Origin of the sequence: Aneurinibacillus aneurinilyticus ATCC 12856 (genome assembly GCF_000466385.1) — a bacterium.
GTDB classification, from domain to species: Bacteria; Bacillota; Bacilli; order Aneurinibacillales; family Aneurinibacillaceae; genus Aneurinibacillus; species Aneurinibacillus aneurinilyticus.
On record NZ_KE952715.1, the window covers coordinates 15,491 to 37,835 of the forward strand.

A 22,345-nucleotide genomic window follows, 5' to 3' on the forward strand; every position below is an offset into this window, starting at 1 on the left:
AAGGAGTATTTTTAGCATAGTCTATTACCTTTTTAGGTGATGTTTACGATTGTTCTGTATAAAAGGTATACTATGATAACAAAGGTTTATATTACAAAAAAAGGAGAAGCGAATCTATGCCTACATTTGAGCAAAAATTGGATAAGTATGCGGAACTTGCGGTAAAAGTAGGAGTCAATGTCCAGCCGGGACAGACACTGGTGCTGCAAACTCCGATCACGGCCGCTGATTTTGCCCGTAAAATCGTGAAGAACGCGTACGAAGCAGGCGCTAAAAATGTACATATCGAATGGAATGATGAGGTCAGCACACGAATCAAATACGATTTAGCTCCTGACGAAGCCTTTACCCAATTTCCGCTGTGGAGGGCCAAGGGCTTTGAAGAGATGGCGGAAGAAGGAGCGTGCTTCTTATCTATTGTCTCAACTAACCCTGAATTGCTGAAAGGTGTAGACCCGAATCGAGTGTCCGCAGCGGCCAAAGCTTCCGGAAAAGCGATGGAAACGTTCCGTCGATACATCTCTTCGGACAAAGTAAGCTGGTCCATCGTAGCGGTACCTTCCAAGGAATGGGCCGCAAAAGTCTTCCCTGAAAAAACGGAAGAGGAACAGGTGCCTGCACTATGGGAAGCCATATTCAATGCTGTTCGTGTCAATGTCGAAAATCCGGTACAAGCCTGGAAGGAGCATAATGCTTCTTTGGATCAAAAAGTCGAATACCTAAATCAGAAAAAGTATAAGTATCTGCACTATCAGGCACCTGGCACGGATTTAACCATCGAACTCCCGTCCAATCATCTCTGGGTAGGTGGAGGTTCCACAAGTGAGAGGAACGTACCGTTCGTAGCCAATATTCCGACAGAAGAAGTTTTTACAGTTCCGCTTAAAGAAGGGGTCAACGGCGTTGTAACGAGTACGAAACCCCTCAACTATGGAGGAAACCTGATTGAGAACTTCTCACTTACCTTTGAAAAAGGACGGGTCGTCGATTTTCAGGCCGAAACCGGATACGACACGCTAAAGCAGCTTATCGAAACGGATGAAGGCTCCCATTATCTTGGAGAAGTGGCGCTTGTTCCGCACAACTCACCTATTTCCAATGCCAACATCATTTTCTATAACACACTATTTGATGAAAATGCCTCTAACCATATTGCGATCGGCAGTTCGTATGCCTTCTGCATTGAGGGCGGAAAGAAAATGTCAAAAGAAGAGCTTGAACAAAACGGCTTGAATACAAGCATTACCCATGTGGATTTCATGATTGGATCTGCAGATATGAACATCGATGGCGAAACAGAAAGCGGTACAAGAGAACCTATCTTCCGAAACGGAAATTGGATTTAAAAGGGAGCGGGGGTGTCCGATGATGTGCATTCGCAAAGCGCAGGAGGCCGACATTCCAGCGATGCTGGCGATTTATAATCACGCGATCCGAACACCAACCGCAACCTTTGACTTGCAGATTTTCCGAACGGGAAAGCCCACTCCTTTAGGGGTGGGCTGAAAGTGAGGTTGGAACAGGAGTGGCTTTATGCCACGTCAGTTGAGAGAGGAATTCCTCATCTTCGACATTTGCCAAGTCTATGGACACGTTCCTATTTCGTTTCTACCGCAGGAAATGTATCGAGCGAAACCATTAAACGATATGTAGAACAACAAAAAATAAGGGGGTGAGCGTTTTGGATAAACAAGAAATCACACTTATTATTTCAAATTTAATCATGAAAATAATTGAACAACACTCTCCGTATCAATGGGTGAAAACAGAGGAAGCTTTCCCTCATCCGTACAAACTAGATAGAATCAGCTACGATTATTCAGGAGAGGTTAAACTCATGACCAAGGAAGAATTTCAAGAGATTGTTGCAAATCTAGGTAAAAAAGAATGGTATTCATCAAAGTTAGAGGAACTATTAGAGTCTCTATATATTAATCAATGGACAGCTACCTATGTTTCTAATTGTGGAAAAAGTTGGATTAATTATATGAACCTACTGCAAGACAAGTTTGATGAATGGAAATACAAACATTTCCAACTATATGATGAAGATGGAAATGAAGTAAACGAAGGTTTAGAAGATAGGCTTAATCAAATTCTATATGACTTTATAGAAAATACATCTCATGAGATATACTCCAAGAAAATTTTGAAGAAATGGGGATGAATCTATGCCGACAATCACGCTACGCTTAGAACTACATAACCCAACTCTTGTCAAACAGCAGATGTATCAACGAATGACAGAGATAAATACAGCGTTATATGTTTCGTGGCAGCTAAAGTTCTTTATAATATATGTCCGAGCCAAAAGCCGAGAGTTACGGCCGCCAGTCCGGCCAATACACTGATTCCTATATAGAGCAGCGCTTCTTTTTGTTTGCCGAGCTTTTGCAATTGCACATTCTCATAGGCAAACGTAGAAAACGTCGTAAATGAGCCCAAAAATCCCGCCCCAAGCATCGCTTTAGCCTGCCACCCAACATGTAAACCATATAACAATCCCAAACAAAACGAGCCTAACACGTTCACCGTCATCGTCCCATATGGAAATGACGACTCTGCACGTTTATCCACCAAACTAACCATCGTAAAGCGGCTAATCGCTCCGAAAAAACCGCCAAGTGCCACCCATAATACTTCCATCATCGTCTCCTCTTTTCACGGGAATGTAGACTCCATTCATAATTACCCAACACAACGCCAGCAAGGGCAAGAAAATAGCCACCAATCAGGCTGAAAGCAATATAGGTAACCGCTAGCCCATACTGACCAGACTGCAACAGTTCCAATGTTTCATATCCAAAGGTGGAGAATGTTGTAAATGAGCCGATGAATCCTGTTCCGAAAGAGGTGCGAAAATGGGGATGAATGGTAAAACGCTTTAGCGTAATCGTATAGAAAAATGCCAGGATGAAACAGCCTGCAAGATTAATCAACAAGGTAGGGAGCGGGAACCCAGTTTCTGTCTGTATTCCTGGCCATGCGCCGATCCCGTAACGCAGAACGGCCCCGAGCATCCCCCCAAAACCGATAAACAAATATACCATAAGCTTACACCTCATTATATAAGTTACACTTGATATCATCCCAAAACAAATAAACTCCTACCAGCACGCACCGTCTGCGTCCGGTAGGAGTCATTTGCAGCCATTACGGCAACAAGTAGTAGAATACTCCGAAGAAGTGGACAACGGTACCGGCCAGTACAAATACGTGCCAGACCGCATGGTGGAACGGAAACATGCGCCACACATAAAAAACAGCGCCAACCGTATACAATACTCCCCCGATAACTAACAGTACAAGCCCTCCTGGAGCAAGGGACATTACGAGGGGTTTCCAGGCAAATACGATTAACCAGCCCATAATGATATAAAGCACGGTTGATAAATACAGAAATTTTTTAGTAAAAAACAGTTTGAATACGACTCCTACCAGTGCCATCCCCCATACGATGCCGAACAGTGTCCAACCAAGCGCTCCTTTTACGACTAGAAACAAGAACGGTGTATATGTACCTGCAATAAACAAGTAAATGGAAGCATGGTCACAAATCTCGAAAATATCTTTGACCCGTCCTTGAGGAAAGCTATGTACAAGGGTAGATGAAACATACAGCAGCAGCATTGTTACGCCGTATATAGTAAAGCTGGTCACATGCCAGGCTGTGCCGGATTCACTTGCGGCAATAATTAGCGTAATCAGAGCAATTACGCTCAGTACGGCGCCGATACCATGGATAATCGCATTTGCGACTTCTTCCTTTTTGGTAAAAATATGGGTATTCGACATTTTCTGCATCCTTTCCGCTTTATTTCTTTTCAGTATAACCCTCTTGTCACAGAATAGCCAAATGATTTTTCAATGGATGCACTGCGGAATGAAACGGATTATCTCTAAGAAAAACCTCATGCTTCTACACCTCATCGATCAATTTCACAGATAAATCGAAATATAAAAATGTGAAACAGAAAGTAGGGTGGAAATGATCGCATTACTAGAAACCGTTTTTCCTGTATTTTTAATTTTTTTATCAGGGTACATTGGTTAGCGCTGATTGTAACAACAAAAATCGCCTGCCGTTTATTATACGGATACAGCGTCATGCTTCTGAACCAAGTCCTTACGTGTAACCCTGCGCCAGCACCAAGCGATGCCTAAAAATAGGACGGCACTTATGATATATAAAAAATGAAGCGTATCGCTCCATTCAATAAATAAATAGCCAGTAATAGGTCCCAAAGCTGCCCCGAAATCCTGCGCCAGCGAATAAAGTGCCAAAGTGGAGGCTTTCGGAAGGTGCCGCGCTTCGTCTGTTGCCAGCGCATCCGTAATCGTTGTAAGCGATGTGGCGCCGACTTGAACGAATAACGCAACAACAACCCAGAAGGCAAACGGAAGCGGAAGCGGAAGCAGTACCAAACCGATGGCGGCTGCAAGCAAAGATCCGCTATACAGCGGTATCCGGCCACGGGACCCGTCAGATAATCGACCGAACCAGACGCCCAGAAACGGTTCCCATGTCCAGCGGGCGGCTTGCAAAACACCGGACCAGGCCGAAGCGGCCAGCACAATTCCTAATAACGATATCTCCTGTCCATGCTTTTGGATAATATAGCTGAGTGTAGACGTCAACACACCTTGAAATACCAGCGAGACGAAAAAACCGCTGAACAAAACGAGAAGCATACGTTTGTTCCATGTGCTTCTTCCTGATTTCTCCGATTTTTTGGTACGGTGAGTCCCGTTTGTAAGATCGATAAAATAACGTAATACTAGCGGAATACCAAGCAGCGACATGCAGCCGAAGAGAATGGAAACCCCTTTGAGATGTAGCAGTGCGACAAGCACACCGCCCATCAGCATACCTACCAAGCTTCCCAGGCGGTATAATCCATTGTAAAGCCCCATCATTTCCCCGCGATTGCTATCATCCGCACGTTGTGCCACCGCAGACAATCCTCCAATTCGCAGCAAGGACCAGGCTGCTCCCCAGAGCGTTCGTAACGCAATCCAGGCAACAAGTCCCTGAGCGAATCCATATCCAATGGTCGTCAAACTGCCTAGTCCTACCGCCAGAAACAGTCCTGTTCGTAAGGAAATTCTCTGGTAAAGCCAGCCGACCAAAGGATTAAGCGGCAGGCGAACGAATCGGTTTACCGAAAGGATAATGCCTACTTCCCATAAAGATAACAAGCCAGCTTCCCGCCAATAAATTGGCAGCACAATGTATAGCATTGAATCCCCAAGCAAACACAACGCTGTTGCAATTGAAATGACGACCACCGGTTTCTTATTCTTCTCCATAACCCTCCAACCACTCTCTATTTTGAATTATTTGTCATTTTATACATATTATCTAGCGTATGTAAAGGGATGAACACATTTTTATTTACTTTGTGCTAAAAGAAGCGCTAAAATTGACAGATATATCATGAATCTCTATAATCTTTAAAAAAACAATTCAGGAGCCAGACCGCAAGATAGAGGGGGAAAAAGATATGAACAAGACCGCGACCAGGGTAAGTGTGGAAGATATCATGGTAGCCCATCATACATTAAAGGATGTTGTGTATAAAACACCGCTGGAGAGAAATCGGATTCTCTCAGAACGATTAGGCTGCAACGTTTATATTAAACGAGAGGACCTGCAGGTAGTACGTTCGTTCAAGCTACGCGGGGCTTATCACCTTATTCGCAGTTTATCAGAGGAAGAGGTAGAGCGAGGGGTTGTATGTGCCAGCGCAGGTAACCATGCGCAAGGCGTCGCCTACTCCTGCCATACGCTTGGCATTCGGGGCGTTATTTTCATGCCAGCAACTACACCGCGCCAGAAAGTGTCCCAGGTTAAGCGGTTCGGTGGAGACGCGGTGGAGGTTGTACTAGTGGGTGACACCTTTGACGATTCCTTTGCGGAAGCGACCAAATATACAGAAGAACACGGGATGACGTTCGTTCATCCATTCGACGATCCGAAAATCATCGCCGGTCAAGGTACGGTCGGGATGGAGATTATGGATGAGATAGCTGATGATATCGATTATGTATTTGTCGGCATAGGCGGCGGCGGACTTGCTGCCGGAGTAGGGACGTATATGAAAAGCATTTCACCTTCCACAAAGATCATCGGTGTTGAACCAGAAGGCGCACCATGCATGAAGCAGGCACTTGCACAGAACAAACCGGTCACGCTGGCTAATATCGATAAATTCGTGGATGGAGCTGCAGTCAAGCAAGCTGGCGCACTGACGATGGATATTTGCGGACAAGTTCTGGATGACATTGTACTTGTACCTGAAGGAAAGGTATGTACGACTATTTTGAACCTATATAATCAAAATGCGATCGTAGCCGAGCCTGCCGGGGCATTGTCCATTGCCGCCCTTGATTTGTACAAGGAACAAATTCAAGGTAAAAATGTCGTCTGCGTCATTAGCGGCGGAAACAACGACATCGATCGCATGCAGGAAATTAAAGAACGCTCGTTGATTTATGAAGGACTAAAGCATTACTTCATCATTAATTTCCCGCAGCGTGCCGGTGCGCTGCGAGAGTTCCTCGATAATGTGCTTGGTCCAAATGACGACATTACTCGCTTCGAATATACGAAGAAAAACAATAAGGATAATGGCCCGGCGCTTGTTGGCATCGAATTGAAGAAACCTGAAGATTATTTGCCGCTCACCGAGCGCCTGCGTCAGAGCAATATCGATTACATGGAAATTAATAATAATCCTTCGCTGTTTAACCTGTTAATTTAATCAAGCGGCTCAATATAACAAGCCAACCGCCAGCTATATAAAAAAGCTGGCGGATTTTTTTGAGCAAAATGCTCTAGGAATAAGCTGAGCGGTTACTAGTGTCTCGGTATTTGATTGTTAAATGAACACAAAAAACGAAATGCGAATTATTTTTTTAGTTTAAATATTCTATTTATTTAAAGAATATGAAATAATTGTATCGTACAGGTGAAAGTATTACATATTATACTTAGGAGGAATATTATGAGGCCTTTTCGAAACGTAGCAGGAAAACTTCTTATCAGCTTGCTTCTCGCTTTTAATTTACTGGCGATGCCTGCTTATGCACAAAGCAATCCGACTGCCGCCTCCATTGATCGTCTTGTTGTCCAGTTATCACAAAATCCAGAGAGCGCCGGTATACGGGCGGGAATAGCTGTATATAATACATCAACCGGAGAGTGGCTCGACCGGCATGACGCTGAGAAAACCTTTGTTCCTGCTTCCAACCTAAAGCTTCTTGTTACAGCTGCCGCATTGGATATGCTTGGCCCGGATTACCGCTTTACAACTGAAATACATACTACCGGCCACATTACACCAAAAGGCGTGCTACAGGGAGACCTTATTCTTAAAGGATATGGTGATCCTTCACTTACAGAAGAAGATATGCGTACCATTAGCGCCGAGCTAAAGGCAAAGGGGATTACTTCCATTCATGGTCGGCTGCTCGTCGATGAGAGTTATTTCGATAATGTTCGGCTGGGCGAGGGCTGGATGTGGGATGATGAACCATATGGCTACAGCGCTCAAATTAGCGCGCTTGCCGTCCATAAGAATACGAGTACAATCAGACTAAATCCAGACAAACCTGTTGGACAAACTTCTTCTCTGATGATGAAACCAAACAGCAAGTATGTTACTGTTCAAAACCGTGTAACCATTGTGGAAGGTACAGAACAAAACGTCCAAATCGATAGGCCACGAGGCACAAACACAGTTATTCTAACAGGTACGATAGGCAAAGGTGCTGAGCCATACGAGGACCATGTAACGATGGAGGACCCGGCTTTGTTTGCGGGTGATGTATTTAAGCAGGCACTTGCCGCAGACGGGATCCTCGTCTCTTCTGACAACCTCGAAAAAACAACGCTTTCTTCCAGCTCACCGCTTGTTACGCACCATTCCGAACCGTTGCGCAAGATTATAGCGGAACTTAATAAGGAGAGCGACAACTTCTACGCGGAAATGCTGACGAAAACACTCGGTGTTGTAACAAAAGGCAAGGGCAGCTTCAACGCTGGTACAGATGCGATTGCAGATTTCATGGTGAAAGCGGGAATTGTGAACAAATATCGGCAGGTGGATGGCTCGGGTCTGTCACGGCTGGATCTAATTTCTCCACAGCAAATTGTCGAACTGCTTACCTATGTACAGACACGGGAATACAAAGAAGACTTTGAGCATTCGTTGCCGGTTGCAGGAGTAGATGGTACGCTTAAAGACCGAATGAAAGGCACGTCTGCAGAAAATAAAGTTCGTGCCAAGACTGGATCTATGAGTGGTGTACATAGCTTATCCGGCTATACGCTTACCGCAAATGGGGACAAGCTTGCTTTCTCCGTTTTCTTAAACGGTGTCCGTAGTACAAAACCTGCCTCTGCGTTCGAAGATGCGATTGCCGTTCTGTTGAGCAGTTCTCTGTCACAGGAAGCGGGAGAGAATTCTACGACAGATTCTCCATCCTCTACGCTTGCCGCCCTTCTGAATCCGATATTGGAGCAGGAGAGTATGCGTGGAGTTGCCATCGGGATGATCGTAGGCTCGCTTGACCACAAGAATAAAGAGCAAATTCTATATGCAAGGAATGCGGATGCACTGCTAACGCCTGCATCTAATATGAAGCTTCTGACCAGTGCAGTAGCGCTCAGAGAACTGGGGCCGGACTACACATTCAAAACCGAATTGTACGTATCTTCCCTCCCGGATAAGCAAGGAACCATAAACGGTGATGTCATTATAAAAGGATATGGCGATCCGACCTTACAGACGGACGATCCTTCAGGTATAAAGGATGGTACAGGGCTTTTGCGTTTCGTTCAGGCATTGCGCGAAAAAGGGGTAACCCGTGTTAATGGTCGAATCATCGTGGATGAAAGCCAGTACGATGCGAAGCACCTGGGTACAGGCTGGGCTTGGGATGATGAGAGCTATGGGTACAATGCTCAAATAAGCGCCCTGGCGGTGAACCGCGGCGCGGTACGCCTTGATTATCAACCAGGCGTACGCGAAGGCTCTCCCGTAGCAGTAACCATTCATCCAAAAACCGACTATGTTCAGATCAGGAATGAAGCAACAACGACGCCTGCAGGTACAGAGAATACGTTTAAAATAGAACGAGAACGAGGGAAAAATAACATCCGTCTAACAGGCAGCCTGCCGCTTGGTGAGGAACCTGATTATGAACGGATTGCTGTAGAGGATCCTGCGATTTATACCGGCATGGTGCTTAAGGAAGCAATGGAGCAAAATGGAATAAAGGTATCTAAACAAAGCGAAGTGCAAAAGGGAGTTATTCCTTCTGGAAGCTATAAGATTTCTGAGCTTCAGTCTCCGCCACTGCGCGATATTCTTATATACGGAAACAAGAACAGCGATAATTTTTATATGGAGATGCTGTTGAAACGGCTTGGGGCAGATAAGAAAGGGGCAGGAAGCGCAGAAGCCGGCATTGAGGTTGTTCAAGAAAGCCTACAAAAAAACGGAACAAATCCGGCATTTGATATGGTGGATGGTTCTGGGTTAAGCCGCTATAATCAAATCTCGGCCCGCCAGGTTTCATCTGTTTTAATAAGTATGGCCAACCATTCTTCCTTCGAGCATTTCTATCGTTCACTGCCGATTGCAGGAGTAGATGGCACATTGAAAAACCGTATGAAGCAAACGGATGCGGAGAATAATGTACATGCCAAAACAGGAACATTACAAGGCGTCAGTTCATTATCCGGTTATGTTACGACAAAGGATAATGAACGATTGTACTTTTCTATTATTATGAATGGCTATACGGATGCATCAAAAAACTTTACTGATGTACAGGATCAGCTTGCTGCTGCTCTAGCAAAAGTGTCCCTTACTCACCATTAATGTTACCGGGCTGCCGCTCATTTACAACGGCAGCCCAAGCTTTACATTTTTTACATTTTAATGTATGTCTTGGAACCAATTTGCGCTATCGTAAAACGGTTTTCTGCAGGGGAATGTATTTGTCTTTTCTCCGTGTCTTCCTCGGCGTATTGGGATAAATAAGCAAAATCAGGTCGGGCGGCTTGTTCCAGCAAATACGCTGACACGGTAGCACCCGGCTTGCGTTCATTGTTCAGTTCCACGATTATTTCTTTTTTTGTCTTTATTCCTATCCCATGTGCAAAATATCGATTACCTTCTAACAACACGACATTTTCTCCTTGCCATTCAGGTGTTTTAGGGTTGTATTCAGGATTTTTAAAATACTGAACATCTCCTGGTATATACTCGACTGTCTTCGTCCACGTTAAATGCAAATCCTCATCATATACTCCGTCATACAGAAGAGTATTAGGGAAAAGCCGATTGAAGTTATCTTTTCCAATAGAGTCGATGGTGGCCTTATAATACACGATAACGATAGCTGTAGCACATTCAAACGCATATTTTTTTCCGTTTCTAAAAATGTCATTGATTGCTTCAGCCGGTTCAACATTCGTTTTCAGTTGAAATCCGCCTTCTTTTGTAAGATTCCAATAGCGAGGGTTACACCTGGATTCTTTGAATGTAGCGAAGCCAGCTCCGCTGTAATAGAGATTTTTTGCAGCTAATACAATGAACTCCCGCATTTTCACTTCAAACTTTAACACATCAAGAGAGCGATACACGTATGTTGCTGGGCTCATCGCCATCCGTTCAAGAATGGTGCGCTGTATGCTGCTAAGCGGCCATTCCTTCTCAAGCGCTCCAATATGTATGGATACATCTGAAATTTGAATCATGCACGTTCCCTCCTTATGTTGTCCTGCTTTTCTCGTATGGGTAAAGCAAAAGTATACCCATTTATATGCGCAGTGCAGGCATAATGTGAAAAATTGCCCGACATTTCGAGGCTGTTTTATTTTTGTATAAGGACAACTAATGCCTTTGGCATATAGTAAAATAAGAAGGGGGTTAGAGTATAGAAACGTCTTAATAAGGAGAGATTTATATGCTTATCAATGAAAAAATCAAAGCTTCAGAAGTAGAGCTGACAGGAATACAGGGGGAGGATATGGGCATTATGTCAACAAAAGAAGCTCTGAGAATAGCAAAAGAGTTAAAAGTGGATCTTGTGTGCCTTTCGCTTGCTTCAAGCCCACCACCATGTCAGCTGTTACCACGACAAGCAGCACAAAAGAAACAAGCAAAGGAAAAACAGGCATTGTATAAGCAGAAAAAGGGCCCGAAGACGAAAGAAATCCGGGTTAGCGCTGCCATCGAACAGCATGATTACGAAACAAAGAAGCGGCAAGTGGAAAAAATTCTTGGCGCAGGTGACTGGGTGCAAATCACAGTACGTTTACAACGCAAAGAAAGCGATGCAGCCAAGCGAATCGTAGCTGAGTTTGTGCAGGATTTATCACATTGCGCAGAAAAGGAAAAAGGCATACAGATGAGCGGTAAACAGGTTAGCGTCGTACTTAAACCCCGTTAATCCATCGTCCGTATGCGCAAGTTAAATGCTATGCATTTTCGTCGCTTGTTTTTGCGATTAACATAAAGAAAATAATCAAACCAAACGCAAGTAAGGCCAGAAAAGGAATTGTAATGAAACCAAGCCAGTTAATATAGGCGGTCGTGCACGGTACCCCAGAGACACAAACTTTTGCGACTTCTGACAGAAACGGAAGCTTCTGCTCCAGATAATGAAAGAGAGAGATGGCGGCTCCAATCATCGAGAGAGGAAGAATGTATCGTTTAACTCTTAAATCGTTGTGATAGGCCGCTATCCCCAGTATAATGCTCTGTGGATACATACAAATGCGCTGAAACCAGCACAAATTACATGGGATAAAGCCTTTAATTTCGCTAAAATACAGACTTCCCAGCGTGGCAATCAGGGAAACTATCCATGCAAAATATAAGGCGTATGTTCGAAATCTATCTGTATTCATAGTAGAAGCTAACCCCTGCCTGCTTTCGCTTTTTCGATAAGAGAGACAATTTCTTCATAATCGAACGGATTGTTTACCACCGTGCCATTAATTAGGATGCTTGGTGTTTGGTGGATGTTATACATTTTAACAATATTGGTATCCGCGTCTAGCTGTGGTTTGGTCGTTTTATTTTTGATATCCTGTGCCAGTTTGTCTTGATTGACCTTTGGTGCATATTGTTTGGCCAGATCAAGCAGAAGCTCATTCGTAATCCATGGTGCTTCTGCATCGTCCGTTGGTTGCTTGTTAAATAACGCTTTATGGAAAGCCCAATAAGAATCAGGGTCCTGCGCTAATACCGATTCTGCTGCAAGCGCGGAACGTTCCGATTCTTCCCCATGAAACAGGACGTTTATGTATGCAAGCTTAGCTATGCCTGTATCAAGATACTCCTTCTGCACCCGGGGAAAAACTTGCTCATTCCACACTTTGCACCCTGGACACTTGAAATCCCCGAATTCAATAATGGTTACCCCTGCATTCGGATTTCCCGCTATAGGTTGATTTTCTATAGGTGGAGGGCTTTCCGCGGCTATGTTTTTATTTGGCTCTACCACTTTTAATGCGATAAATAGAACAACCATAGCTAACAGTCCGATCACCGTATAAAGAACAAGACGTTTATTTGTGTCAGTCTTTTTTTCTTTGGTACGTATATTTATTGATGTGTTTTTATTCTGTGTACCTTTCCGCCTGGATTTTTTGCTCATCCGATCCCTTCTTTCTATCAAAAATATATTGTTCAACCGATCAAAACATACTTTCTTACCTAATGGCTGTCATCCATTAGGTATACTATTCATATGAATCCGCACGTATTATAGCATTCAACTTCTACGCGAGCAAGAGATACGATGCTCCTAGCTTGTTTGGCTACATATGGTACAATAGAAAACGAGAAAACGGACAATGGAGCAACGGGATTGTCACTGGAAGATGATACATATGCGGTGGATACGAAGTACGGATAGCGGATCGTGTTATTTTAATCGGTACTCATATCCCGCTTGGAGAATCGTTTTCGCCTTACGTTTTTAAACTCGGCATTGTTTCTCCAAAAGAGACTGTTTTATTACGGTAAGAAGATTTTTCCGGCAAGCCTCGAATTCATGAGGTTTGTCTTTTTTATTAAAGCACACCATAAGCTACAAAACTTGAAAAAGGTGAAGGAATTACCGATTATTTGTATGTATATACATGATACAAGCAGCAGAACAGCACAGAAAGAGAGAGAAAAATGAGAAAAAAGACGCTTATTAAATTCTATACATGCATGCTCCTCATTGGGTTCAATGCCATTCTGTGGGCATATATGTGGCAGGAATTCAAGCAAATACGAGTAAAAGAGAGCACAATATCCCAGCCGCATTCCCAACAAAAAATAGAATCAGCGGAAAAGACGCAGGCATTGAAAAGAGAATTCGAAAAAACTATAGGTCCTGTAGCAGCTTACGATACACCGTATTCGGATTCTTCTGTTGTGCAGACGGAAACAGGCGGGGAAGAGACAGCTGCTTTTCTGGCATATGAGCGTTTGTTATATGAAACAGAGTGCGCAGGAGGAAAACGAGATCAGTACGCGTCGCTGGTGGAAAAACAAATTTTAAACGGCCAAAGAAGCAATGAAATTGATTATACTGTTTTAAAAGACGCGGGCATTGTGTTTCGAGATATCTCAAAACGTTTAAGTGATATTGAGATACCAGAAAATGTATCTGAACAAAGTAAAAGCACTGCACATCAAGCGAAAATCTTACTTAGTGAATCATATTGGATGAAAGCCGATGCTATGGTATTGTTAGCGAACTTTCTCGATACAAATGACGCAGAATGGAAAAAAAGATATGAACGAAAAATCACCAAGAGCGAAAAATACAAACAAGATAGTTTGCATGCATTACATATCCAAAAAACAAAGCTAGGCATGTCCAAATAAAAAAATACATAAGATAATCCTTTAGCGTTCGTTTTCTTTTTTCTCAAAATGCTAAAAAAACTTATATTATGAGATTTATTTTCTTTACGTCCGATAATATATATTATGTTAACTAAAAAGAAATGTGGGTATTTAAGTCATGATGTGTTTGTTTGTCGGACGACAAGAAACTACTGGAACGACAAGAAGATAGTTAATGGCTCTGGTCTTCCCAATACGAGGTCGACCGTGAATAATTCCACCGGGTGATCGGTTTTGAATCCATTTGGATATCGTTTGATACATACGTTCAATTTCGTTGGTTGCGATTAAATAACGCCCTGTTTCAATGGGATGGACACCTTTTGGTACATAGGGTCTCTGATCGTCTTGTAAGTTATGAAAAAACGGCTGTGCCATAGCTCCGTAGCTCCTTTTTACATACATTCAGTAAACAATGGTCTTCTTTAATGTACGTGCAACCGTATTCCTCTCTTTTGAGATAACCTTGACTCCTTCTGATTTTGATACTTGTTCCGTATCCGTGGATTCTAATGGTTGCTGCTTTTCAGTTTCTCTTTTTCGTGTGTTTTCTAGCTGAACTAATTTGTTTCGTTCTCGTTTTTTGTGTTTAGACGAACGTAAATATTCATGATATTTCTCAATGGGGTCATCCTGGCTTGTGTAAAATAATTGTTTTCTGCTTCGTAATTTAGTGATCTCCTTCCGTAATTGAAGAGTATGCCTGGTAATCCCCCATTTTCCTGATGCTGTTAGAACACCGAACTCACTTCCATCAGGTAGAAAAGCACGAATAGTACGTAAATCCTCAATGTTTACAAGGAGTGTCAAGGTTTTTCCGATGAGATCAAGATTTTGGGATAATATCTGGCTGTGGTATGTCACACCTTCGTACTGGATATACGGTCGTCTACCTGATTCCATATTGCCATTCACTCTACGTTTGGCTGTAAGGGTTAGAAAAGAAATGTCATCCCGTTTTTGCTCAGGCATAGTGCGTATCGTCATACCACGCTGTATTCGCTGCTGCATGGCTTCAAGCGGTGTCAGATTATTTACACCTTCATGAGGGGTTCCGTTATATAAGGCAATGAGAACCTCAGTTAGTTCCTCGATATGTTCGGAAGATATCTGGTACTTCACAGCCTTTTCTTCGGCGTTTTTACGTCGTGGATCTTTGGGATGACTACCTGTTGTGTTTGGCAAGCGGTGATAGCCATTCTCCTCTAATAGACCAAAAAACCTTTCGATAATGCCCCTTCTCTCCGGAGTACTTACAGGTCCGGCATTAATGGAGCAGCCGATAATTTGAGTAAGCCGTTCCCTAACTACATTGGATAAGTTTGCTTTACCATTGTCATAATGAAACTCATCCCAAATCCCCCATTTCGCTTCTGGAATTAGTTGAGAAGCATACCCACCATACTCAGGATATTTAAGACCTGTGATAGTGAATTCTTTTTCTTCCCATGGAACAATAGCATTCCGAATGCACTGTAGTACATCGGCAGATGAGTATTCTTTATTAAAACTGATATGATACCCTAGAATGACTCTAGTTGCCACATCAATAATGACGAGTAGCCATAAGCGCTCGATGGTTGTAGTAATCTCATCTCCTTCAGGGGTTTGAAATGTAACAGATAAAATCGCGTCAATTCTGTGTCCGTCAAATTGAACTTTTTCAAAAGGACGAACCACCATTGGATAATTTTTTATACCCGGCTCGGTTACACGAGCATGTCGTGCTGCCTCATCTCCATGCCTTCCGGATGCTTCTGAAAAGTATCGGGCATGTAGCTGTTTGGCATACCGTTCGATTGCTCGTCTTCCAGCATCCTTCGTGGTAAAAGGATATTCATGAGATCGGATTCCTGCTGTCCGGCAGGCATCCAAAAACTTTTTATGTAAGTGTTTTAGACTGATGACAGGTTGTTCGCAGAAGGCTTTAATTTGTGGGTTGGTTTCAACTGATACCCAATGATCGTATTCTAAGTCACTAAATAGATGGACATTTCTTTTGATTTTTGGGCTATATACCTCCCAGTAATTGCTTCCATAATGAGCATTTCTTTTAAGAGGAACAGGCTGAAATTTCATGAGCATCACCTGCTAAATAGTAATAAAGGTTTATATACACTTATTTACTTTTTGGTAAAGAAATAAACGTACAGACCACAATAACTCTCTCGTCGCGGCAAGGAATGCAGGATATAATTAGCACATCAAGTTGATGTGGAGGATTATATAGTGAGCATTACATCAAACATAAAAATACTAAAAAGAATGTTGAAGCTATACATCGAATTAAACAAGCAAATTGTTGACGTTCAAGCTTTAGCGGTTGTTCCAGCCAAACGAGCAAGTAATCTGCCAGTGAACGATTTGGACATTGAAGAAGACTTCATTTTCTTTTGTTTTAGCAAATTTACTAAGACTATCTTAGCAATCGACAAGCTAATAAAGAGCGGGTTTTATGAAGATGCTCTCATTCTAACAAGGTCAAATTATGAAAACTTCATCAACTCCAAAGCGGTAGTCATTAACCCAAAAATGATTGACCATCTTGTTGAATATAAACTTGGTTTAATCAACGAAAAGAAATATAAGTTTGTTAACAAGCGCAAAAGTATCATTGCAAATATTGAAACCAATGCCGAGATTCAATATATTAACACCATATCTAAGATTGCGAAAAAATCTAAAGAGCAAGATACATACAGAATAGTGTATTCATACCTCTGCGACATAACGCACTGTAACATCATAACTTCCGGTTATTATAGAAACGGTATTCAATATTCTTACGAGCTAAAAAACGAGATCGCTTTATATAATGCCTTGTTATGGAGCGTTTTTCTTAACATTAAGTTCTACAATGTGCTTATCGTTGGTGAAATATTCGAATATGACGAACTCGAAGAAGCCGTTCTCGGATTACTATTGAACGACAACATTAAATTCGTAAGGATAATCGAGGACGAAATCAAACGGTTCAGAAAAGACACGGATGCCGATGAAGAAGAGAAGAACGAATATGAACGTAAACTGAAGATTATAATGAAATCTATCACTTTAGACGAATAAGTTCGATTGCACAACGTATTGTGAGGTCATCCATTTTTTTCGATTGCCCCTTTTTTAACTCAATAACTTGGCCAGTGTAACATTTTATTTACATAGTCTAAAACTTTATTTTGCCGTCGGGGACTTTATTTTCACTAAATAAAAACCCGATTACTTTCAAGCTACAAGTAATCGGGTTTTTATTTGAAGTTTCCAATTTACCTTAAAACACTTTCAGTGTTTGTCCTAATTTTAAAGTTTGGATTATTTCATCATAAGTATAGTTCGGGAACTTAGGAGTATCTAACCACTTTTCTTCTGAAATTATTTCAGGAAAAAGTGACTTTACTGCTAAATCCATGCGAACAGCACCTGACCACATTAATGTATCCATTTCAATATCCTTAAAGCTATCTAAATCTGTACGAAGAGTAGCAACTAATCTTTCAATCTCCTGATAATCTGAAGAATATACAGGAAGAGACCTCTCATGCTCTCTAATTTTTACTTCATTCGTACGCAATTCAGCTATGGGATGTCCAATGAGGAGCTGAATTCCTTCGCTACCAGAATGTAGATAAAGTAATCTCCTTCTTAAATTTACAATTTGATTCATACTTACATTCAAGAGACGCCAAATTCCACTTGAAAAGGACATGTTATAGTCTGGTGTCCAACACTCTTCTCCAGCTGAAGCATCCATTGTAATGAAATGCCCATTTTCTTTTAGGATACTTTCCGATCCAAGGTTATCGTAAACGCCACCATCGGTTAAATAAAGTGTCTCCGGTATTGTTGAATAAACAGAAGAATTATATTTGTCATAAAATTCCCTTCCCTTCGTGTTGACTTTAATTGGTGCAAACATTAAGGGGAAAGCTGCTGAAGCTGCTACAGCTAAAGAAATTTTAATATCAGAGATATCGGTGGTTGTACCCAATAGATTTCCATAACAGTCTACTACCTTAAAGCGCAGTCTCTTCATGGTATTTAGGCAGGTTGTATTGCAACTCCATTCAGGCTTAGTTGGTAATTCACAGATGTACTGGTTATTAAATAACTCTTTATCAAGTAATATTGGAAATAATCTGCTGAATCTGGTCCTTAGTTTAAAAAGTTGCTTTAAATTGGAAAGTCGAGGTGCATATGCTTGTTTTACTAATATCTTTCGTACATTTATTTTTCCTAGCCTACGCAGAGGCGTGGTTACTTTATGATCGAAATCACGAAGGTCTTTAAAGTCTCCTTCCGTTAGACCTTGCATTATTGCGCCAGCTGCAATACTACCACCGGAAACTGAACTTAGTTGTGTAACATAAGAATGAACGCCTAATTCAACAAGCCTACGATAACCACCTAAACAGTAAAAAGTTGCTCGAAACCCCCCACCTGAAAAATTTAATCGTATCTCTTGACCCATGTCATCATCCCTTAGTTAATTTCATTAGTTGCTCTACTTTTTCTTGTGAAATAATCTCACTCTGAATTTGCACAAATTTTGTATTATGTGGATGTAGTGTAAAGGCAAAGTCATGAGTTGAGGATACAATTAACATTAATGGACAATCAGTTCCATAATTGGGTTGTATAGCGATTTCGTACATGCTTTGTAAATCGCGAAGACTTGGTCTATTAGTACCTGTCGGATGATGATGCCATTCACCGATATACTGTACCTGATTGTTTGTTTGGAGTGTTTTTTCTTCCAAATATTTCTGGCAATATTCTACGTCTCTTTCAAACCAATCAATTTTTTTTACTGCATTTGGGCCCGAAAGAGAAGCATCGGTAACGACAAGCTCACAATTTGGTGTCACAAATCCTATTAATATCCCTCCTGTTTCCATTCCCCCTGATTCGTGAATCTCTTTGATCACTTTTTGTCTGGTTTCTTCTGTTATTTTTACTCGCTTGAATGGAACCTTTTTGCAAAGTCTACAATGAGGATGTGGAGGTAGGAACTTTTTATGAAGAGTAAAAGGGATATTATTTTCAAGATTTGCATTTGGAAGTTCTTCTGTTGTCCAAACCCAATGATTGTATAGCTCTTCATCTTTTTTCTGTAAACTATCTAAGACAAGCCTTGTGGCTATTGAAGCAATGATTGTTAAGTCTGCTGCACTTGCTGGTCGAACAGGATTGTTACACTCATTTGTCAGCACTGGAAGTTCTGGATCATCCATTACATTAATAAAATCCACATGCTCCTCTGCATAGTAAAGAGCTAAACACTCCTTACAAGCATCTACTCCAGGTCGAACTCTAAAAATCCTCCCTGCTTTACCCCCACGCAATGCCCGAATATAAAAGACTTCATGTGAATTTAACATCGCTTGCTCATTTAGTAAGGCTTCCACATTATCATCAGCGATTGTTGATATTCCAAGAAAGTCTTGGGATGCTACCTTTGTCCACTCTCCATCGCTTAACCTTGTGATATCTATAGGGGTTCCTGTATATGCAATGGGATCAAAACTCACAAATGGATTGTATTTAAGTGTGTGGGTAAATGTAGCGGCTGTTTTACTTCCCCCAACATACAGCAGTCCACACTCATGGCGTATTACATTATGAGCATGAAGAACTCCTTTATCAATAAGTCGGAATGATCCAACACCAGCTTTAGCCAAAAGGTTTGTTATAGTAGACCCGAGTGCGCCAACACCATACATCGTTATCTGCTTGTCTTTCAATGTACTTCTTTCGGCCCTACCTTTATTTCTCATATGAAAATATTCTTCCGTTATTTTCTCGGTAATGATTGCCTCAACGGTATAATTGTAAAGCTGTCTTTTTAATTCTTCCTCTGTTGGCAATAGCAACGCGCCTGTATCTGGCAGTTTTACTAATCGTAACATCAACCATTCTAAATCATCATGACGTCCTGGAAATCGGAACCCAATATATATTTTTTCATGTGCTCGTGCCAGTTCTTGTCCTATGGCTTTTATAAATACCGAAGAGCCCCCTTCTAGATTTTGCTCAACTAATAACATCAAATTATTAATCTCTTCAAAGGGACGTGGTTCTACATCTATATCCCACCACTTTCCTTCAATTAAATCGCCACTTTGTATTGGCTCTACCACTTTTTCTGATTTTATTTCCAAGTCAATAACATCCCAGACGCTCTGGAAAAAAATCGGATTCTGTTTTATGGCTTCGAATTTAGATAGCTCAATACCGTTCTTATTTTTACCAACAATACCAGCTCCAATATAAAACCTATCATCAATAAACCTGGAATGCTGAACATAAAATCTTCCCTCGATAAGTTCCTTATGATAAAAAGAATCGGTAAGTAGGAAGTCCAAATCCAATGCAATACGTGGAAAATGTGCATGAAGTTCTACCTCTCTACTATCCATTGGAAACTTACCTTTTAACACGCCATGTAACCAATCTCTGGTTCTTAGTATAGTTGCACGTGCCCCTACAATTTCTGCCCGTTCACTATGCAAGTCGTCTTGTTCCAAAATGCATAAGCTTCCGTCCACACCTTGATGGCGGTGGTAGAACATTTTTTTTCTATCCCAAACAATCTGTTTTATTTGCTTCATCGATTGTTTGGACAGTTCGATTAACTCTGTTTCTGTTAAATTTTCAGTAAGTAAATGAACTACCGGAGGAGTATATGGAAACCCCTCCGGATAGATAATTAAAACAGCAAATTTATTAATTTTTTCTGTACGAACGATAATGTTTCCACCAGAAATGAGTGTCTTATTTACTGCATAAGCAGTTTGACGATAATTATTGTTTCTGCTTAGCTCCTCAATTTCACAATTGAAAAGTGAGGGATTTCTTTCCCACCAACTCATTGAGAACCACCCATTGGCTTATTATCGAGCTTAGTACTAACATAAACACCGGCGTAGCTTTTGTTGATTCCTTCGCTCTTATTGTCATCATTATCTTCATCCTTAAAGCCGTATTCTTCTACAAGCTCTTTATCAACTCTAAGATCGAAATCTCCTGCTTCGTTGATGTCCACAATGACGCATTCTCGATTTGCGCCCAAATGGAAAATACCATCCTCATCGATGTACTCCTTGTATAGGTCCATTGCATCCGTATGAGGGTGATCGTGTTTGCTTTCCTCCTCAGTTGGAGCGCTCACAATTAAATATTCTGGTTTAATTACCTCGATATGATCACGATAAGGCTCATCTTCCTTCTTGGCTTTAAAGAAAGTTCGCGAGCCATGGTGAACAGCACTCAGGACGTGGGAAAATAAGCGATCTTTGTGATAATCCGTTATATGGTTTTTAAAAGCATCGAGGTCGGCATCACCAGTGATTAAGATGTGTTTTTCATCTTCTCCATATGTAAATCGTAATACGGCACAGTTCTCATGAATGCGACGGCGACGTTCATCTGGCTCTTCATCATTAATTTCATCATTTACGTATTCTGCTGGAGATAGCACATTATAGTGGACATTCCCTAGTTCTTGTACCTCCCTAGTTCCACATAATGCTACGACCTTATCCTCGCCTAACTCGTCCATTACATTTTTTAGATCTTCATAGTATCCGTAGTGCTGTTTTCCAGGAATATGCCCTGAATGCCACACCTCTTTTATTTCCACTTCTTCAGACAGTTCCTTTAAACCGCAAAGGTGATCCATATGTGGGTGGGTATTTACAAAGTAATCCAAAGTTCCATCGGTAAGATCCTTCACCAATCTCGCGAGCTCAATCCCTCCTGCTTTTTTGTCAACATTGCAATCAATCAACATAAACTTATATCCTTCATCTGTCGGAATTGTAAGCAACGTTGCATCTCCTTGACCTACATACAAGAAACAAACTCTAAATATTACTTCTTCATTTGGTAACAAAAGTTCTTTAGCTTTATTTGTCACAAAGGCTCCTCCTTTAAACGGAATATGGATTACCAAAAATAAAATAGAGAAGATTGATAATATTCATTTTACTTGTTGTATAACAATTATACAAAAGAAATTATTTAAGAACAAGTGTTTGATGTTTTTAAACTATACACCTCGTGAGAATGATAAATTATAAAAAATAACATCGGCGATATTAGACTATCTATACGTGGACTTTGACTTTTCAATTTGAATGTGTTTAATAATTTCTTTTTCATATCCTTTGAAGCTCAAGTGGAAAATATGTTCCGATAAAACGGACTAATTTTCGGTTGACCGTTTGTTAACGGAGCATTTTCTTGTCGCTAAACAAGTCACGGAGTATTTTCTCGTCGTAAAATTTGCGACAAAAAAATACTCCGTTTAAAATAGGAGTACCGATGTTTACTGGTTTTTTTAGCTGTAGAAAACGGAGTAGTTTCTTGTCGTTGAACATCCTCCCCTATTGTTGTATTTGGCAATGAAAAAATGCATAAAACGG

18 protein-coding genes and 3 pseudogenes are annotated in these 22,345 nt (G+C 41.4%); 9 read left to right on the forward strand and 12 right to left on the reverse strand.

Annotated features, from left to right (window positions below; all coding sequences use genetic code 11):
* Positions 1-116 precede the first annotated feature (116 nt).
* From HMPREF0083_RS05200 to HMPREF0083_RS29290, 4 genes and pseudogenes are all read left to right on the forward strand, one after another.
* On the forward strand, positions 117-1,346 hold the full coding sequence (locus HMPREF0083_RS05200; RefSeq protein WP_021620058.1) for an aminopeptidase: 1,230 nt from the start codon (positions 117-119) through the stop codon (positions 1,344-1,346).
* Between the two features lie 213 nt (positions 1,347-1,559).
* Positions 1,560-1,676, forward strand: a pseudogene (locus tag HMPREF0083_RS27000) (transposase); the annotation flags it as partial.
* The gene (locus tag HMPREF0083_RS05205) at positions 1,673-2,167 is read left to right on the forward strand and encodes a hypothetical protein (RefSeq protein WP_021620061.1); all 495 of its coding nucleotides are present in this window, start codon (positions 1,673-1,675) and stop codon (positions 2,165-2,167) included. The pseudogene HMPREF0083_RS27000 and the gene HMPREF0083_RS05205, both read left to right, overlap by 4 nt.
* A 4-nt stretch (positions 2,168-2,171) precedes the next feature.
* Positions 2,172-2,282, forward strand: a pseudogene (locus HMPREF0083_RS29290) (RNA-guided endonuclease TnpB family protein); the annotation flags it as partial.
* A gap of 7 nt (positions 2,283-2,289) precedes the next feature.
* Here the strand turns inward: HMPREF0083_RS29290 and crcB (HMPREF0083_RS05210) are convergent.
* The 4 genes from crcB (HMPREF0083_RS05210) to HMPREF0083_RS05225 form a co-directional block, all read right to left on the reverse strand.
* On the reverse strand, positions 2,290-2,649 hold the full coding sequence (gene crcB, locus HMPREF0083_RS05210; protein ID WP_021620062.1) for a fluoride efflux transporter CrcB: 360 nt from the start codon (positions 2,647-2,649) through the stop codon (positions 2,290-2,292).
* Positions 2,646-3,050, reverse strand: coding sequence for a fluoride efflux transporter CrcB (crcB, locus tag HMPREF0083_RS05215; protein WP_040301562.1), 405 nt, complete (start codon positions 3,048-3,050; stop codon positions 2,646-2,648). The genes crcB (HMPREF0083_RS05210) and crcB (HMPREF0083_RS05215) overlap by 4 nt, the downstream gene beginning before the upstream one ends.
* Positions 3,051-3,153: 103 nt before the next feature.
* A complete protein-coding gene (gene trhA / locus HMPREF0083_RS05220; RefSeq protein ID WP_040301563.1) occupies positions 3,154-3,795 on the reverse strand; it encodes a PAQR family membrane homeostasis protein TrhA in 642 nt (213 codons plus the stop codon).
* A gap of 294 nt (positions 3,796-4,089) precedes the next feature.
* Entirely contained in the window at positions 4,090-5,310 is a 1,221-nt protein-coding gene (locus tag HMPREF0083_RS05225) for an MFS transporter (RefSeq protein WP_021620065.1), read from the reverse strand.
* A 194-nt stretch (positions 5,311-5,504) separates the two neighbouring features.
* Between HMPREF0083_RS05225 and ilvA the strand changes: the two genes are divergently transcribed.
* Both ilvA and dacB read left to right on the forward strand, forming a co-directional pair.
* On the forward strand, positions 5,505-6,764 hold the full coding sequence (gene ilvA / locus HMPREF0083_RS05230; protein ID WP_021620066.1) for a threonine ammonia-lyase IlvA: 1,260 nt from the start codon (positions 5,505-5,507) through the stop codon (positions 6,762-6,764).
* A gap of 243 nt (positions 6,765-7,007) precedes the next feature.
* Positions 7,008-9,890 (forward strand): D-alanyl-D-alanine carboxypeptidase/D-alanyl-D-alanine endopeptidase, encoded by a 2,883-nt coding sequence (gene dacB / locus HMPREF0083_RS05235; protein ID WP_021620067.1) that lies wholly within the window; start codon positions 7,008-7,010, stop codon positions 9,888-9,890.
* Between the two features lie 50 nt (positions 9,891-9,940).
* Here the strand turns inward: dacB and HMPREF0083_RS05240 are convergent, their stop codons facing one another.
* A complete protein-coding gene (locus tag HMPREF0083_RS05240) occupies positions 9,941-10,771 on the reverse strand; it encodes a protein-glutamine gamma-glutamyltransferase (RefSeq protein WP_021620068.1) in 831 nt (276 codons plus the stop codon).
* 209 nt (positions 10,772-10,980) lie between these two features.
* Between HMPREF0083_RS05240 and infC the strand changes: the two genes are divergently transcribed.
* Positions 10,981-11,466 (forward strand): translation initiation factor IF-3, encoded by a 486-nt coding sequence (gene infC / locus HMPREF0083_RS05245; RefSeq protein WP_021620069.1) that lies wholly within the window; start codon positions 10,981-10,983, stop codon positions 11,464-11,466.
* A gap of 28 nt (positions 11,467-11,494) precedes the next feature.
* Here the strand turns inward: infC and HMPREF0083_RS05250 are convergent, their stop codons facing one another.
* The gene (locus tag HMPREF0083_RS05250) at positions 11,495-11,926 is read right to left on the reverse strand and encodes a disulfide oxidoreductase (RefSeq protein WP_021620070.1); all 432 of its coding nucleotides are present in this window, start codon (positions 11,924-11,926) and stop codon (positions 11,495-11,497) included.
* An 8-nt stretch (positions 11,927-11,934) separates the two neighbouring features.
* Complete coding sequence (locus HMPREF0083_RS05255; protein ID WP_021620071.1) at positions 11,935-12,678, reverse strand: DsbA family protein; 744 nt, start codon at positions 12,676-12,678, stop codon at positions 11,935-11,937.
* Between the two features lie 527 nt (positions 12,679-13,205).
* Between HMPREF0083_RS05255 and HMPREF0083_RS05265 the strand changes: the two genes are divergently transcribed.
* A complete protein-coding gene (locus HMPREF0083_RS05265; protein ID WP_021620073.1) occupies positions 13,206-13,904 on the forward strand; it encodes a hypothetical protein in 699 nt (232 codons plus the stop codon).
* 183 nt (positions 13,905-14,087) lie between these two features.
* On the opposite strand, the pseudogene HMPREF0083_RS05270 reads toward HMPREF0083_RS05265, so the two are convergent.
* Positions 14,088-14,303 (reverse strand): annotated as a pseudogene (locus tag HMPREF0083_RS05270) (hypothetical protein); the annotation flags it as partial.
* Positions 14,304-14,330: 27 nt separating this feature from the next.
* Entirely contained in the window at positions 14,331-16,004 is a 1,674-nt protein-coding gene (locus tag HMPREF0083_RS05275; protein ID WP_051354543.1) for a DDE-type integrase/transposase/recombinase, read from the reverse strand.
* A 150-nt stretch (positions 16,005-16,154) separates the two neighbouring features.
* Here HMPREF0083_RS05275 and HMPREF0083_RS05280 point away from each other — a divergent pair, with 150 nt between their 5' ends.
* On the forward strand, positions 16,155-16,991 hold the full coding sequence (locus tag HMPREF0083_RS05280; protein WP_040301568.1) for a DUF5677 domain-containing protein: 837 nt from the start codon (positions 16,155-16,157) through the stop codon (positions 16,989-16,991).
* A 202-nt stretch (positions 16,992-17,193) separates the two neighbouring features.
* Here HMPREF0083_RS05280 and HMPREF0083_RS05285 read toward each other — a convergent pair whose 3' ends face one another.
* Genes HMPREF0083_RS05285 through HMPREF0083_RS05295 form a run of 3 tightly spaced genes read right to left on the reverse strand, consistent with a single transcriptional unit; the run spans position 17,194 to position 21,837 of the window.
* Positions 17,194-18,390, reverse strand: coding sequence for a patatin-like phospholipase family protein (locus HMPREF0083_RS05285; protein WP_021620077.1), 1,197 nt, complete (start codon positions 18,388-18,390; stop codon positions 17,194-17,196).
* A 4-nt stretch (positions 18,391-18,394) separates the two neighbouring features.
* On the reverse strand, positions 18,395-20,791 hold the full coding sequence (locus HMPREF0083_RS05290; RefSeq protein WP_021620078.1) for a ThiF family adenylyltransferase: 2,397 nt from the start codon (positions 20,789-20,791) through the stop codon (positions 18,395-18,397).
* Positions 20,788-21,837 carry a ComEC/Rec2 family competence protein gene (locus tag HMPREF0083_RS05295; RefSeq protein ID WP_040301570.1) on the reverse strand — a complete coding sequence of 350 codons (1,050 nt, stop codon included), beginning with the start codon at positions 21,835-21,837 and terminating at the stop codon, positions 20,788-20,790. Before HMPREF0083_RS05295 ends, HMPREF0083_RS05290 begins: the two co-directional genes overlap by 4 nt.
* Between the last annotated feature and the right edge of the window lie 508 nt (positions 21,838-22,345).